The organism is Pseudomonas sp. WMBT8, assembly GCF_050916005.1.
Classification (GTDB): Bacteria; Pseudomonadota; Gammaproteobacteria; order Pseudomonadales; family Pseudomonadaceae; genus Aquipseudomonas.
On record NZ_CP188096.1, the window covers coordinates 6,008,619 to 6,024,215 of the forward strand.

A 15,597-nucleotide genomic window follows, 5' to 3' on the forward strand; every position below is an offset into this window, starting at 1 on the left:
GCCAGGGTATTTATCTACCGTCTTCGCCGCCGCCGCAGAAACTACCGTGCAGCTCTTCAAGCCTTCCACTGGCCAAGGAGCTGCAAATGCCCAACGACTCACCCGCCCCCCACAACCGTCCGCCAAGTGCCTATGAGCTGCTGATGCAATTGAGTACCGGCCCCTCCATCCGTGAAGTCGCCGCGAACCTGCTACGTGCAGCCCTCAAGGAGCAATACCCGACACTGAACATCGAGCCGGACCTGGCCATGGTCGTCACACCGCATTGGCGCATCGTCGGCGATGCGATCCAGGCAGCGCCGGCGTCTACCGAATCACTGACCTCGGTCCTGGCCAACCAGGCCCTGTCGCCTGAGCCGGTGATCTATATCGACGGCGAGCATTTCCTCACCCTGGAGCCCGCAGCCCAGCCCCCCGACCACCTGCCCGTGAAGATCGATGCTATCGCACGGCTGGTCAACGAGCTGTCGGCCCTGATCTTCAGCGCTTTCCAGGAGCAGCAGTTGGACTACTGGAATGCCTCCAACGGCCTGGCAGGCCCCCGCTGGCAGACACTCGCCCATTCCTTGCGCAACGTATGGAACGTTACGGCCCAGGAAGGCTGGGATGAGCAAGATTGCGCCATGGCCAGGACGCTGTTCCACTTCCCGCAGCTGGCCAGGCGCAAAACCTCCGATACCTTCCAGACCCACGCTTACCTGGTCGACATTGATGCCAGCCACGAAAACCAGTCCATTCACGTTGGCCTGTCGGATATCGCGGTGCTGATCGGCGTACACGAGCAACAGCAGCGCATCCTCACGTATTCGCTGAGCACTGGTTATGCGAAATTCGACTCCCTGGACGCCTTCGGCCAAGCCCTGCCCACAGGCCTGACGCAAAGTGCGGCGCAGGTGAACGTGCAATGGCGCCTGTACGAACCGCAGGGGGATTTCTTCGAGAGCCAGGCGTGTAACCTGGTCGCCCTGCAACTGGAGGCCATCGGCTCGGTGGGCTCGTCCGGCATCGAAGCACCTCCCGCAGCAGCGGTCGGCGGCCAGGCGGTCGCCCGCATCCTGCCGGTGATTGAGGACCTGAGCAGCCACTCACTGTCGAACATCCGCCAGATACATGAAGAGCTTCCCGAGTGGCTGACCGGCGCCTCAGACCTCGACATCTCGACCTACAGCCGCTACCTGATCGACCTGGCCGAACTGCACACCCACAACCACGGGCGCACGTTCCAGGACGGTATCCCGGCAATCCGCGACTACGCCCGGGAGCAGTTGCAAGGCACACTCAAACAGCAACCCAATGGCGCGAGCCTGAACCTGGACAAGGTCGAGATCAGCATCGAGAGCCCGGTGGTCTGGGGCACTTTTGTGCTGCCCGGGGCCAGCGACATCACCCGGCGCAGCCTGATCGACCTGGCCCTGGAAAACCTCACCGGGCTGCCCACAGGAACAACCAGCGTGCTCTACAACGGCGGCAAGAGCCCGACCTGGCTGACCTACACCTACCTCAAGGACCTGATCGAAACCCTCGATATCGGCGAACACTACCCGGCGCTGATCAAACGCACCCTGCTCGACGACCCTGCTGAGTCGAAGAGCCGGCAGACCCTCTACACCTCGCACTTGCGGGTGCAACTGCCGCTGCTGGCCTTGCAGTGGAAAATCCAGCGCCTGCATGGCATCGACGAGCGCGGTTACCGCTATGTGGCGGCGGCCGTGCAGGCAGAGGCGCACGAGCGCCAGGTGGAAGGGCAAGAGATCGTGTTCCGCCGCCTGGCCTTTGTCCCGACCTTGCGCCCCAGCAAGGAACAGGATGGGGTGGCGAATATGTTCGTGATCGGCCCCCGCGACCACACCCAGGGCCCGTGCCTGCTGTATCGCCCGTTGCTGGCTCCGGTGCTGATCCAGTTCCCGTCCCGGCAAAACCTGCTGTATGCGATCAAGCATCAGCGCACCCTGCGCGATTCGGTGCTGGCCTGGCTGGCCGAAGACATACGCTTTAACTACGAGCAGTACGTGTTCCCCGCCGCCCTGCCCTCGCCATGGACGGTGGTGCGCGCGCTGGTGGAACCGCAAGTGGTGCTGCAAATGAGTGGCCCCATGGCCCTGAGCGACGAAGTGCTGGGCAATGATGCCCTGGCGACGTTGTTCACGGACAACGCCAATGCGCTGGTGGAGCTGGCCAACCGCCAATCGGTGTCCAATGTGCAGAAGCGCTGGGCCAGTTACCGGCAGGCCGGCTGGATGATCTTCGGCGCGGCGCTGCCCTTTTTGGGGCGCACGGTGGGGATCGCCGCATGGATCTGGCAAATCATGGACGACCTGCAAGCCACGGCCCAGGCCGAACCGGGGCCCGATGGGGAGGTTTCCTGGACGGCTCAGGTCGACCTGCTGCTCAACCTGGGCATGGCCCTGGTGCTGCACGTGACCTTGCGCCATCCACCTGAGCGAGCAGCGCAAAAGGTGGCGCTGGTGGAGACTGAACCCACACCGGTAGAACCTGAAACCACGGTTCTGGAAAAGACGCAAAAAGCACTGCCGCCGTCGCCCAAAGTCCTCGTCAGCCAGCAAGCCAACGTGTCCGAGAGCGACCTGGCCGCACGTCATCAAGGCCCCCTGCACAGCAGCGGCGCACTCAGTCGTGCGCCCTCAAGCCTGGGGGCGACCCTGGATCGCTTCAAAATTGACAAACCCGAGGGGTTGGGGGAGCCGATCACGGAGGCCGGGGTGCACCTGCATCTCTATGCCCTTGCCGATAAATGGTACGCACCGGTCGGCCCACGCTGGTTCGAGGTGACGGTGGATGAGAACGACAACGTCATGATCATCGACCCCAAACGCCCCACCCACAACGGCCCCTTGCTGCTAAGCAACCTGGCCGGCCAATGGTTTGTCGACACCCGCCTGCGCCTGCGCGGTGCCGGGTTCAGGAACCGCCGCAAAGCCGCACAAGCCAAAGCACCTTCGCGCATCCTCGACCTGCGGCAAAAACTCAACGCGTTCAACGCCGACCAGCGACGCGGGCAAACCGAAATCACCCAGGCACATGCGGCGATAGAGCCAAAGCCAGGCCCCTCCTCCGAGCGCCAGCGCGAGGCGTACATCGACAAGGTCGACGCCCGCATGGCCGAATACGACGTGCCCATCCGCCAACTGCGGGCACTGAACATCATCGACACGGTGCCCAATTACCAGGGCAACATGATTGACTATTTGAGCCAACAACTGCTGCTGACCCGTTCGGCCGTTGCGCAACGCCTGCCCATGTTTCGCACCAAGCTATTGACCACGCTCCAGGAGCTGGAAACGATCACCTCGCGGGACGCCAAGCTTCAGGCGCAGCTCGCCGGAACGGTATCAAAGCTCAACCTGGACATGATCAAGCGCCTGCAATACGCCGAGTCGCGTTATCGCGAGCTGGAAAAGCTCGGTATCGAGGGCACCAAAATCATCCAGACCACGCTGCGCGCCTTGCCCCACTTCAAGCTGTACGACCTCAAAGCCCTGCAAATCACCCTGACCCGCTACCTGTGCATCACGCCAGGCACCGGCGAAGCGTTCACCGATGCGCACCGCCAGCTCGATGAAATCGTCAACTGCGCCGATATCAACATCCTGACCTGGGTCGAGACCCTGAGCGAATCGACCATCAGCAACCCGGACGAGCGCCTCGATGTGCTCAACAGCCTGGTAGAACAGTTCGCCATCATTGACCAGCGCTTGCTGGACCTGCACGCCGAATACCCTGAACACGTGCAGCGAGAGCCCCTGGAAGACCTGCGCCAGCGGATCGACGAATTCAACCAGCAGGCGACTCACGAACTGGTGCTGCTGCTGCGTGAGCGCAAGCCCCCGGAACCCAAGGCCGGCTCGTCCAGAACGCCGCAGACGCCGAAAAAAAAGGTTATCAAGACCCGTTTCAGCGGCGTGCTGGTGGGGGAGTTGCGGCCTGACGAGGCAGGCCTGCTGGATGTCAGGGCGCCGGTGACGGGCAAGGTCATTGCCACCTTCCACGAAAAAAGCCCCGGCGTGTGGGTGGAACGCGCAAGGCCTGCCGCAAAGCTGCCCAAGCCACAGGCTGCCGACCTCAATACCAGCATGAACGATGGTCAGCACCTGCTGGATGAGGAACCCGCCGCCACGCAGCGGGTGCTGGCGCATGCCAAAAAAGCCGGACGCATCCCGGTAGAGATCGAAGAAATGCTGCATCAGTACGCGGCACGCCTGGAGCAGGCGGTTAACACGGTCGAGGAGGCGCTGACCCAGCGCAACCTCACCGAAAGCGATCGTCCCTCTGCTGCCACACTCAACCGCAAACTCAACGAGGCGGCGCAACGCCTCTACCAATTGGGCACCAACACCCGTATCAGCATGACCAAGCAGCAACTGCCCACCGCCGAACGGGTGGAATGGCTGCACAGCCTGGGGCAGGTAAACATCGTCAAGGTGGTCACCCGCCGACGCCTCAAGGGGCCCGGCAAAAACTATCTGGATGAGTACGCCATCCGCGATCACCAAAGCCAGGAAGTGCTGTGGTATGCGCACTTCCACTACGAATCGCCGCAAGCCGAACTCGACAACTACACCGCCGGCCACCTCAAGACCCGCGACCAGCAAAAGCTCGGCGGCGCGATCCACCGTACGGGCTTGAGCGAGCGCGACCAGATCGCGATTTATCGCAGTGAAATCCGCCCGCCACTGGCGCGTGCCCTGTTCTTCCAGAACTGAGGCTCAACCGGCCTGCCAGGCCCGGCGCAACCGGGCCAGCGCCTGGGCAATAGCCTCTTCGGGCACGGCGGCAAACCCCAGCACCAGGCCGGCACGCAGCTCCGGTGCCGGCCCGGTATCGGGCAGCCAGTAGCTGCTCAGGGCGTTGATCTCCACATCCGCGGCCAAGGCCTGGGCCACCAGTTGCGCTTCACGGGCCAGGCCCTGCACCCGCACGGTGAGGTGCAAGCCGGCCGCGACACCGGGCAGGCTCCCCACGCCCGGCACATCGGCCGGCCAGCCGGCCAGCACGGCATTGCGCCGGCTCAGGGCGGCGCGACGCATGCGGCGGATATGCCGCTGGAAGTGCCCCGCTGCCATGAACTCAGCCATCACTGCCTGGGTGCTGACCTCAGAGTGCCGCACATCCACGGCGCGGCGGCGGGTGAAGGCACTCACCAGCGCCTGGGGCAAAACCAGATAGCCCAGGCGCAACGCCGGGAACGCCACCTTGCCGAAGGTGCCCACGTAGAGCACCCGGCCACTGCGGTCCAGGGCGGCCAGCGGGGCCAAGGGCGCGCCGCTGTAGCGGTACTCGCCGTCGTAGTCGTCCTCGATGACCCAGCCACCGGTGCGCTCGGCCCAGGCCAGCAGCTCCAGGCGCCGGGCCAGGCTCATCACCACTCCCGTCGGGTATTGGTGCGAGGGCGTGACGTAGGCCAGGCGGCAATCGCTGAGCGCGTTCAACGCGGTGCAGTCGATGCCGCCAGCGTCCACTGCCACGCCTTGGAGTTTCGCCCCGGCAATGGCGAACGCATGTCCGGCCGCCCGATAACCGGGATTTTCAATCGCCACTCCATCCCCGGGCTCCACCAGCAGCTGTGCACAAAGGCTGATCGCCTGTTGCGCGCCACTGGTGATCACTATTTGCTCAGCAGTGCACTGCATGCCTCGCGAGCTACGCAAGTAGGCGGCGATCAGCCCGCGCAGGCGCGCGTCCCCTGCCGGGTCGCCGTAGCACAACTGCTGCAGGTTCGGCTTGCGCCAAAAAGCCGCATTCAGCTTGGCCCACACGTCAAACGGGAACAGATCGAAGGCCGGCACACCCACGCGAAAAGCCCGTGGCGGGCCAGCCGGCGGCAAGGGTAAATGGTTGCTTTCCAGACGTCCCAAGGCGCCGCTGTGGATAACTGCACTGGATGAAAATCCAGGCAGGTCGGCGTGAATTGTGGATAAAGCTGGGGATAAGCCTGTTGATAACCCTGTGGACACTTTTGTGGATAGTTTTTTTTCCAATTGCGCCACATAGGTCCCGTCACCCACCCGCCCTTCGATAAAGCCTTCGGCATACAGCTGGTCGTAGGCCCGCACCACGCTATTGCGGGAAATCCCCAGGGCCGCTGCCAGGTCGCGGCTAGCCGGCAGGCGAGTGCCACTGGCCAGTCGCCCATCCAGCACGCGCTGGCGCAGCGCCTCGTACAACTGGCGTGTCAGGCCTTGGCGACGATCAAGCTCGATACCAGCAGGGTTAAACGACATGGGCGACATATTGGACCTATGAAATTGGTCTGAGATGGCTCTTACAACGGACCATTAGCCTGCCTAGGATGCACGTATTCGCCAAGGAAAATATTCATGTACACACCGTCCGCCTTTGCTCTCGACGATTTGCCCGAACAGCAGCAACTGATCCAGCACACGCGCCTGGCGCAACTGGTGACCTTTGGCGAACAAGGCCTGCAAGCCAGCCACCTGCCGCTGCTGCTCAACCCCGACGAGGGCCCCAACGGCACCCTCTACGGGCACCTGGCCAAGGCCAACCCTCAGTGGCGCGACCTACAAAATGGTAGCGAAGCGCTGGTGATCTTCGCGGGCGCCGAGGCCTACGTCAGCCCGGCGTTCTACCCGGCCAAGGCCGAACACGGCAAAGTGGTGCCAACCTGGAACTACCTGGCGGTACACGCCTACGGCAAGGCCCAGGTGTTTACCGATGCCGAGCGCTTGCTGGCGGTGGTCAGTGCGCTGACCGATCGCCATGAAGGCCACCGCGTCCAGCCATGGAAAGTCAGCGACGCCCCGGCCAGCTACATTGACGGCATGCTCAAGGCCATCGTCGGCTTCGTCCTGCCAATCGAGCGCCTGATCGGCAAACGCAAGCTCAGCCAGAACCGCAGCGCGGCCGACATTGCCGGGGTGCGCGAAGGACTGGCCGCCAGCGTTGATATGCGTGACCAAACCCTCGCCCGATTCATTCCCAAGGACCGCACATGAGCCAGATCGAAATCCGCCGGGTAGCAGCCACCGAGCACGCCGCCTGGTTACCGCTGTGGCAGGCCTACCTGCGCTTCTATAACACCGAGTTGCCTGACGCGGTCAGCGCCAGCACCTGGCAACGCCTGCTCGACCCCAGCGAACCGACCCATTCGGCCCTGGCCTGGCAGGATGGCAAGGCGGTGGGCATGGTCAACTTTATCTATCACCGCTCCAACTGGAGCATCGAAAACTCCTGTTACCTGCAAGACCTGTTCGTGGAGCCCGGCCAACGCGGCACCGGGGTTGGTCGCCAACTGATCGAGTTCGTCTACACCACCGCCAAGGCCGAGGGGTGCGCCAAGGTCCACTGGTTGACCCATGAGAGCAACGCCACGGCGATCCAGTTGTATGAACGCATTGCCGAACGTCCCGGCTTTATCCAATTTCGCAAAGGCCTTTAAGGAGTATCCCATGTCGACCTCACTTGCAGATTGGAAAGGCGCCCCCGCGCCCACCGCCCAATTGATCGAAGGACGCTTTATCCGCCTGGAAAAACTCGACCCGGCCCGCCACGCCGATGGCTTGTGGCAAGCCCTCCAGGGCCCCGGCGCCGACCCCAAGCTGTGGGACTATTTGCCCTACGGCCCGTTTCCCGAGCGCGCCGCGTTCGACGCGTGGTTGAACAACCACGCGGCCAACAGCGACCCATACTTTTTCAGCGTGATCGACCGCGCCAGCGGCGACGTGCAGGGCATCCTCAGCCTGATGTCGATCGTCCCGGCCCAGGGCCGCATCGAAATCGGCCACGTCACCTTCGGCGCACCGATGCAGCGCTCGCCCAAAAGCACCGAGGCCGTGTACCTGCTGGCGCGGCACTCGTTCGAGCTGGGCTACCGCCGCCTGGAATGGAAGTGCAACAACGGCAACGCCCGCTCCAAATACGCCGCCGAGCGGCTGGGATTCAGTTTTGAAGGGGTGTTCCGCCAGCATATGGTGGTCAAGGGGCAGAACCGCGATACCGCGTGGTACTCGATCCTCGATGGGGAATGGCCGAAGGTAGGCGCGGGGTTTGAGGCGTGGCTATCCGAGACTAACCAGACAGCGGATGGGCAGGCGAAAAGCCTGGCGCAATGCCGGGGCTGACGGTCAGTTCAGCGACCGCCGGACCTTGACCACACCCATCTGCAAACCGAACGGCCGGAACACCGCGTTCAACAACTTGAGCGTCTGATTGCCCTCGCCATGCTCGATATGCACCAGGGTGCGCAGGGAAATCTTGCACATCCTGGCGCATTGGCTCTGGTGCACTCCGGTGGCGTCCACGCCCAGCCGACGCACGGCTTCGCCGATCTGCAGGGTGCCTTCGGCCAGGCCCTGCTTTGCGCTCTGGATCAACAAAGCGCGTGTCCAGGCCACAACCCGCACGTATGTATTCGCCCCGGACTAAAGACATCTCCCTCCCACCTAAAACGCTGCTCCTGACAGTTATCCCTCCGCCGCCTCGCTAAATTCCCCGCCTCACATATCAGAGGTCGGACCCTATGCACTGCACATCCAAGCGACTCGCCCTTGCCATCACTTTCATGCTGAGTGCCTTTAGCATTCAATTGGCCGCCGCACGCGGGGATATGGGGCCACCGCCCAGCGAACCGGACCCGGCCAGCCCTTTTTATTTCATTGACTACGCCACCACCGGCAATGGCCGGGGCGTGGCCCAGGTGCTGGACCGTGCAGTGGATGCCTTGCTGGAGTCAGGCAACCTGAGCGTGCGCGAGCAGTATCTGATTGCAGATGACGCCCGCTATATGGGCAACCTGGCCCCCGGAAGAATCGGCGCGGTGCTTGAGCAACTGGCCGGCAGCCAGAACGCCAACCTGGGCAACGTCACCCAAAGCAGCCTCAAGCCACTGCAAAGCAGTTTGCTGTCGGCCATGGGCGAGATGAACGGCGACGCCAACAGCCGCGTCTGGCTGCAAGGCCTGGGCAACGCCGGCAGCCTGGACGGCCAGCACGGCGGTGGTGATTTGCAACAGCGTAACCAGGGCCTGGTGCTGGGCGCCGATTGGGCCGTGGACCCCGCTTGGCGCGTGGGTGTAATGGGGGCCAAGACGACCAGTGACCTGAGCGCCAAACGCTTCAAGGCCGCGCTCGACAGCTGGCACCTGGGGGCATACGCGGTGCGCCAGGACGGACCGTTGGCGTTGCGCCTGGGGGCAATCCACAGCCACCACGCCGGGCTGAACAAGCGCAGTGTCGATTTTGATTTCATCGACCATCAAGAGCAGCTCAAGGGCAAGTATTCTGCGCAAAGCCAGACGCTTTTCAGCGAGCTGGGCTATCGCGTGGACCACGGCAGTTTCACCGTCGAACCGTTCGCGGGCGTCGGTTATCAGCGTTACCAACGCGAGCGCTTCAAGGAAAAAGGCGGCCTCAGCGCCCTCAATGTCGGCGAGCAGACCCAGGCGAACCTCAACAGCACCTTCGGCCTGCGCATGACCAGCCTCTATACCCTGGACAACCAGATGACCCTCAAACCCCACGCCAGCGCCAGCTGGAAGCACTTGTACGGCGACGTCGACAGCCGCGTGCGCCAGTCGTCGGCATGGGTGAACAAGGACGAGTTCAACAGCACCTTCACCATCGAAGGCACGTCCCTGGACCGCGACAGTATGGCGCTGCAAGCCGGGCTGGGCCTGGGCATCTCCACCAGCCAAAGCGTCGGCCTGACCTACACCGGCGATTTTGGCGCCCGCAGCAACAGCCAGGCCGTCATGGGCCAATGGACCCTGAGCTTCTGATTGGCGCTTTATTACAGGCAAAAAAAAGGGGGCAACATGCCCCCCGAGGATTAAGCGGTAGTGTCGAAGGCTGGATATCAGCCTTCGATTTCGATCAGGATTTCGCCCGGGTTGACCCGGTCGCCCTTGGCTACGTGAACGGCGGTGACTTTGCCGGCGATGGCCGCCTGCACTTCGGTCTCCATCTTCATCGCTTCGGTGATCAGCACGGCCTGGCCGGCCTTGACCACGTCGCCTTCCTTGACCAGCACATCGACGATATTGCCCGGCATCGCCGTGCTCACATGGCCCGGCGCGCTGGCCTGCTTGCGCTTGCTGGTGCCGCCGCCGACAAACTCGTTGAGCGGTTCGAACACCACTTCTTCCGGCATCCCGTCGATGGACAGGTAGAAGTGGCGCTTGCCTTCGGCCTTGACGCCAACACCGGTGATATCCACGCGGTAGCTTTCACCGTGTACGTCGATGACGAACTCGGTCGGCACACCTTCACCGCCAGCACGGGCTACACCACCGGCTTCAGGAATCGGCAGCAGCACTTCAGGGGACAAGGTGCCGGCATCGCGCTCTTCCAGGAACTTGCGCCCGATATCGGGGAACATGGCGTAGGTCAGCACGTCTTCTTCGGACTTGGCCAATGCGCCGATCTCGCCGCGCAGCTTGGTCATTTCCGGCTTGAGCAGGTCGGCTGGGCGCACGTCGATCACGTCTTCGCTGCCGATGGCCTGGCGCCGCAGTTTCTCGTTCACGGTGCCCGGCGCCTTGCCGTAGCCGCCTTGCAGGTACAGCTTCACTTCATTGGTGATGGTTTTGTAGCGCTCGCCAGCGAGCACGTTGAAGAACGCCTGGGTGCCAACGATCTGCGAGGTTGGCGTGACCAGCGGCGGGAAGCCGAGGTCTTCACGCACCCGTGGGATTTCCGCCAGCACTTCGCTCATGCGGTTGAGGGCGCCCTGCTCTTTCAACTGGTTGGCCAGGTTGGAAATCATCCCGCCCGGCACCTGGTTGACTTGCACGCGGGTGTCGACGGCGGTGAATTCGCTTTCGAACTGGTGGTATTTCTTGCGCACGGCGTAGAAGTACAGGCCGATTTCCTGCAGCAGTTCCAGGTCCAGGCCGGTGTCGAATTCGCTGCCTTTGAGGGCGGCGACCATCGACTCGGTGCCCGGGTGGCTGGTGCCCCAGGCGAAGCTGGAGATGGCGGTGTCGATATGGTCGGCACCGTTTTCGATGGCCTTGAGTTGGCACATCGCGGCCAGGCCAGCGGTGTCATGGGAGTGGATAAAGATCGGCAGGCTCTGCTCGGCCTTCAGCGCCTTGACCAGTTCACCGGTGGCGTACGGGGTCAGCAGGCCGGCCATGTCCTTGATCGCGATGGAGTCGCAACCCATGGACTCCAACTGCTTGGCCTGGGCCACGAACGCCTCGATGGTGTGCACCGGGCTGGTGGTGTAGGCGATGGTGCCCTGGGCGTGTTTGCCCGCAGCTTTCACCGCTTCGATGGCCACCCGCAGGTTACGCACGTCGTTCATCGCGTCGAAGATGCGGAACACGTCGATACCATTTACCGCGGCCTTGGCGACGAAGGCCTTGACCACATCGTCACTGTAATGGCGGTAGCCCAGCAGGTTCTGCCCACGCAACAGCATTTGCAGGCGCGTGTTAGGCAACGCGGCGCGCAGTTTGCGCAGGCGCTCCCACGGGTCTTCTTTCAAGAAGCGCACGCAGGCGTCAAAGGTCGCGCCGCCCCAGACTTCCAGGGACCAGTAGCCGACTTTGTCGAGCTTGTCGCAGATCGGCAGCATGTCGTCGGTGCGCATGCGGGTGGCCAGCAACGATTGGTGGGCGTCGCGCAGGATGGTGTCGGTTACGAAGATTTTCTTAGACATTGGAATGTTCCTCACAGGCCTGCGTGGGCGGCGATGGCGGCGGCGATGGCCAGGGCCAGCTCTTCGGGTTTGCGCTTGATCGAGTAGTTGGTCAGCTCAGGGTGGCTTTCCACAAAACTGGTGTTGAACTGGCCGCTGCGAAATTCCGGGTTGCGCAGGATTTCCTGGTAGTAGGCGGCGGTGGTCTTCACGCCTTGCAGGCGCATGTCGTCCAGGGCACGCAGGCCGCGGTCCATGGCTTCTTCCCAGGTCAACGCCCACACCACCAGCTTCAGGCACATGGAGTCGTAGAACGGCGGGATGGTGTAGCCGGTGTAGATCGCCGTGTCGGTACGCACGCCAGGGCCGCCGGGGGCGTAGTAACGGGTGATCTTGCCGAAGCTTGGGAGGAAGTTGTTCTTCGGGTCTTCGGCGTTGATACGAAACTGCAACGCAAAGCCACGGTGCTGGATATCTTCCTGTTTTACCGACAGCGGCAGGCCGGAAGCGATGCGGATCTGCTCGCGGACGATATCAATGCCGGTGATTTCTTCGGTGATGGTGTGCTCCACCTGCACCCGAGTGTTCATCTCCATGAAGTACACCTCGCCCTCGGCGAGCAGGAACTCCACGGTGCCGGCGTTCTCGTAGCCCACAGCCTTGGCCGCACGCACCGACAGGTCGCCGATATAGGCGCGCTGCTCGGGGGTCAACTGGGGGCTGGGGGCGATTTCGATGAGCTTCTGGTTACGGCGCTGGATCGAACAATCGCGCTCGAACAGATGCACCACGTTGCCAAAGCTGTCACCGAGGATCTGCGCCTCGATGTGCTTGGGATTGACGATGCATTTTTCCAGGAACACTTCCGCCGAACCAAAGGCCTTGGTGGCCTCGGAGATCACGCGGGGGAAGGCTTGTTCGAGTTCTTCACGGCTGTTGCAGCGACGAATGCCGCGCCCGCCACCACCGGAGGTGGCCTTGAGCATCACCGGGTAGCCGATGCGGTCGCCTTCGGTCAGCGCCTCGGCGATGTCGGCGACGTTGCCTTCGGTGCCCGGCGTCACCGGCACGCCGGCCTTGATCATGCTGCGACGCGCTTCGGTCTTGTCGCCCATGCGGCGAATCACTTCGGCCGATGGACCAATGAACTTGATGCCGCGTTCGGCGCAGATATCCGCCAGTTCGGCGTTTTCCGACAGGAAGCCGTAGCCTGGGTGCAATGCATCACAGCCGGTTTCCACCGCCAGGTTCACCAGCTTGCGCGGGTTCAGGTATCCGGCCAGGGGCTCGGCACCAATGCTGTGGGCCTCGTCGGCGCGCTTGACGTGCAAGGCATGCCGGTCTGCGTCGGAATAGACCGCCACCGAACGGATACCCATTTCGGCACAGGCCCGCACGATGCGGACGGCAATCTCACCACGGTTGGCGATCAGGATCTTTGTTATCACTTGGAAATTCCCTTGAGCCGATTGCTGCGTTCATCGACCTGCTAGACCAGGTCGGCGCGTGACCAAATGTTTCAAGCCAGTCGCGAGACACACACTATGCGCACTTAGGGATTAACAAAAATCAATAATTATTGGGTTGTGTATAAGTAAAGACTTATAGTTGGCCGTACAAACCCAGCGAGCCGTCTTGAATTATGCGTAAGTCATTGATGCGTATGACATTACGCCAGTTGCAAATCTTCAATGAAGTCTGCGACTTGCGTTCCTACAGCCGCGCTGCCGAGGAAATGTCCCTCACGCAACCCGCCGTCAGCCTACAAATTCGCCAGCTTGAAGAGCTGATCGGCCAGCCGCTATTCGACTACGTCGGCAAAAAGCTCTACATGACCGAAGCCGCCGAAGCCCTGCAACGGGCCAGCCGGGACATTTTCGGGCGCCTGGAAAACCTCGATATGCAGCTCTCGGACATGCAAGGCTCGCTGCAGGGGCAATTGAAGCTGGCCGTGGAATCCAGCGCCAAATACTTCGTGCCGCACTTGTTCGCCGCCTTCAAGCGCCAGCACCCGGAGGTGCAGTTGCACCTGACGGTGGTCAACCGCGCCCAGGTGATCCGCCGGCTGTCGGACAACCGTGATGACCTGGTGATCATGTCCATGGTGCCCCAGGACATGGGCCTGGAATTCCTGCCGTTTCTCAATAACCCGATTGTGGCGGTGGCCCCGCCGGACCATCCGCTGAGCCTGCAAGGGCCGCTGCGCCTGCAGGACCTGGAGCCTTACACCTTGTTGCTGCGCGAGCCGGGCTCAGGGACACGGCTGGCCTGCGAGGAATACTTCAAGGAAAAGCGCGTGCACTTCACCCAGACGGTGGAAGTGGCCTCGGCCGAGGCGCAGCGCGAGTGCGTGGTGGCGGGGTTGGGCGTGGCACTGCTGACGCGCCACGCCCTGAATCTGGAGCTGGCCACCGGTGGGCTCAAGGAGCTGCCGGTGGAAGAGCTGCCGCTGTACCGCAGTTGGTGCCTGGTGCAGGCCAAGGCCAAGCGCCTGTCACCGGTGGCCCATGCGTTCCTGGGCTTTATCCGCAGCGAACGGGTGCAGATCAGCGCGCTGGCTGAACGTTTCGCTGGGCAGCCGCGGGTGCCTGCCAATGCAACTCCGGGTAGTCACTGATGCTTTGCAGCAGTTGGCGTTGTTCACAGCGATCTTCAATTGCACGTCGGAACGCCATGCGGCGCTGGTCTTCCTGCTGACGACGGGTCTTGACGGTGCTGGTGCTGTCTTCGTAGTGCCGGGCCATTTCGAGTCTCCCAATGCGAGTACGGGGAGTCCAGGATGGGCACGGGGGATGACGGTTTGGCGGCGCGAGGGTTACAGGACGATGAATCTTGCGGATGCAACACCGGCCAAAACTGTAGGAGCCGGCTTGCCGGCGATGGCGGTGCCTCGGGCGATAAGTGTGGGGCTGGCAGACCGCTATCGCAGGCAAGCCAGCTCCTACAGTTGATCGAGTGCGACCTTGGGTCAGTCGTCGAGGGCTTTGACCGATTTGGGCGAGAGACGCAGGCTGCGCAAGCTGCGCTTGACGCTCTTGAGGTGGTTGACCAGGCTCGGGCCACGCGCCATCGCCACGCCCATCGCCAGCACGTCGATCACCACCAGGTGGGCGATGCGCGAGGTCAGCGGCGTATAGATCTCGGTGTCTTCATGCACATCGATCGCCAGGTTGACCGTGGACAGCTCCGCCAATGGCGTCTGGCTCGGGCACAAGGTGATCAGCGACGCGCCGCTTTCACGCACCAGGTTGGCGGTGATCAACAAGTCCTTGGAACGGCCCGACTGGGAAATACAGATCGCCACGTCGGTGGGCTTCAACGTCACCGCTGACATCGCCTGCATGTGCGGGTCGCTGTAGGCCGCCGCCGTCAGCAGCAGGCGGAAAAATTTGTGCTGGGCATCCGCCGCCACCGCGCCGGAGGCACCAAAGCCATAGAACTCCACGCGCTGGGCCTGGGACATAGCGGTCACGGCTTTTTGCAGTTCGATCGGGTCGAGCTTTTCCCGCACTTCCATCAGGGTGTGCAGGGTGGTATCGAAAATTTTCAGGCTGTAGTCGGCGACGGAGTCGTCTTCGTGGATCGCAAACTGCCCGAAGCTGGCGCCGGCCGCCAGGCTCTGGGCCAGTTTCAACTTCAAGTCCTGGAACCCCGAGCAACCGATGGCGCGGCAGAAGCGCACGATGGTCGGCTCGCTGATCCCCACGCTGTGGGCCAGGTCAGCCATGGAACTGTGCATCACGGCCGCAGGGTCAAGCAGCACGTGATCGGCAACCTTGAGTTCCGATTTGCGTAACAGGTGGCGCGACTGGGCGATATGTTGCAACAGGTTCAAAGGGCAGGACTCTTGTTATTGGCAGGCGCCAGGGATGTAGCAAGCTTGTAGTTATACTACAAGAATTGCGGATTTGCCCGTTCGATGCATCACTAAATCGCCCTACTACCCCCTGAATCAGCGGGCATATGCGATGTAGCACCCGA

At 62.5% G+C, this 15,597-nt stretch carries 12 protein-coding genes; 6 read left to right on the top strand and 6 right to left on the bottom strand.

All coding sequences use genetic code 11. The features are described from left to right. The first annotated feature begins 86 nt into the window (after positions 1 to 86). Entirely contained in the window at positions 87 to 4,721 is a 4,635-nt protein-coding gene (locus ACO77H_RS27550; protein ID WP_432754794.1) for a dermonecrotic toxin domain-containing protein, read from the top strand. Positions 4,722 to 4,724: 3 nt separating this feature from the next. On the opposite strand, the gene ACO77H_RS27555 is transcribed toward ACO77H_RS27550, so the two are convergent. After that, on the bottom strand, positions 4,725 to 6,248 hold the full coding sequence (locus ACO77H_RS27555; RefSeq protein WP_170057511.1) for a PLP-dependent aminotransferase family protein: 1,524 nt from the start codon (positions 6,246 to 6,248) through the stop codon (positions 4,725 to 4,727). 87 nt (positions 6,249 to 6,335) lie between these two features. On the opposite strand from ACO77H_RS27555, the gene ACO77H_RS27560 reads away from it, so the two are divergent. Genes ACO77H_RS27560 through ACO77H_RS27570 form a run of 3 tightly spaced genes read left to right on the top strand, consistent with a single transcriptional unit; the run spans position 6,336 to position 8,096 of the window. Further along, positions 6,336 to 6,971 (top strand): FMN-binding negative transcriptional regulator, encoded by a 636-nt coding sequence (locus ACO77H_RS27560; protein WP_432754795.1) that lies wholly within the window; start codon positions 6,336 to 6,338, stop codon positions 6,969 to 6,971. Then, a complete protein-coding gene (locus ACO77H_RS27565; RefSeq protein WP_169954017.1) occupies positions 6,968 to 7,414 on the top strand; it encodes a GNAT family N-acetyltransferase in 447 nt (148 codons plus the stop codon). The genes ACO77H_RS27560 and ACO77H_RS27565 overlap by 4 nt, the downstream gene beginning before the upstream one ends. A 10-nt stretch (positions 7,415 to 7,424) precedes the next feature. Next, on the top strand, positions 7,425 to 8,096 hold the full coding sequence (locus tag ACO77H_RS27570) for a GNAT family N-acetyltransferase (protein WP_172313798.1): 672 nt from the start codon (positions 7,425 to 7,427) through the stop codon (positions 8,094 to 8,096). Between the two features lie 3 nt (positions 8,097 to 8,099). Here the strand turns inward: ACO77H_RS27570 and ACO77H_RS27575 are convergent, their stop codons facing one another. Continuing rightward, entirely contained in the window at positions 8,100 to 8,378 is a 279-nt protein-coding gene (locus ACO77H_RS27575; protein ID WP_170042037.1) for a transcriptional regulator, read from the bottom strand. A 116-nt stretch (positions 8,379 to 8,494) separates the two neighbouring features. Here ACO77H_RS27575 and ACO77H_RS27580 point away from each other — a divergent pair, with 116 nt between their 5' ends. Next, positions 8,495 to 9,751, top strand: a complete 1,257-nt coding sequence (locus tag ACO77H_RS27580) for an autotransporter outer membrane beta-barrel domain-containing protein (protein ID WP_432754796.1) — start codon at positions 8,495 to 8,497, stop codon at positions 9,749 to 9,751. Between the two features lie 77 nt (positions 9,752 to 9,828). On the opposite strand, the gene oadA is transcribed toward ACO77H_RS27580, so the two are convergent. After that, positions 9,829 to 11,637 (bottom strand): sodium-extruding oxaloacetate decarboxylase subunit alpha, encoded by a 1,809-nt coding sequence (gene oadA / locus ACO77H_RS27585; RefSeq protein WP_170042035.1) that lies wholly within the window; start codon positions 11,635 to 11,637, stop codon positions 9,829 to 9,831. An 11-nt stretch (positions 11,638 to 11,648) separates the two neighbouring features. Beyond that, the gene (locus tag ACO77H_RS27590) at positions 11,649 to 13,064 is read right to left on the bottom strand and encodes an acetyl-CoA carboxylase biotin carboxylase subunit (RefSeq protein ID WP_029290035.1); all 1,416 of its coding nucleotides are present in this window, start codon (positions 13,062 to 13,064) and stop codon (positions 11,649 to 11,651) included. 194 nt (positions 13,065 to 13,258) lie between these two features. Here ACO77H_RS27590 and ACO77H_RS27595 point away from each other — a divergent pair, with 194 nt between their 5' ends. Further along, on the top strand, positions 13,259 to 14,233 hold the full coding sequence (locus ACO77H_RS27595) for a LysR family transcriptional regulator (RefSeq protein ID WP_169954022.1): 975 nt from the start codon (positions 13,259 to 13,261) through the stop codon (positions 14,231 to 14,233). On the opposite strand, the gene ACO77H_RS27600 is transcribed toward ACO77H_RS27595, so the two are convergent. Both ACO77H_RS27600 and hexR read right to left on the bottom strand, forming a co-directional pair. Then, positions 14,163 to 14,360 carry a PA3496 family putative envelope integrity protein gene (locus ACO77H_RS27600; RefSeq protein ID WP_262376960.1) on the bottom strand — a complete coding sequence of 66 codons (198 nt, stop codon included), beginning with the start codon at positions 14,358 to 14,360 and terminating at the stop codon, positions 14,163 to 14,165. The two genes, ACO77H_RS27595 and ACO77H_RS27600, sit on opposite strands and share 71 nt — an antisense overlap. 224 nt (positions 14,361 to 14,584) lie before the next feature. After that, on the bottom strand, positions 14,585 to 15,451 hold the full coding sequence (hexR, locus tag ACO77H_RS27605; protein WP_029290040.1) for a transcriptional regulator HexR: 867 nt from the start codon (positions 15,449 to 15,451) through the stop codon (positions 14,585 to 14,587). Positions 15,452 to 15,597: the final 146 nt, after the last annotated feature.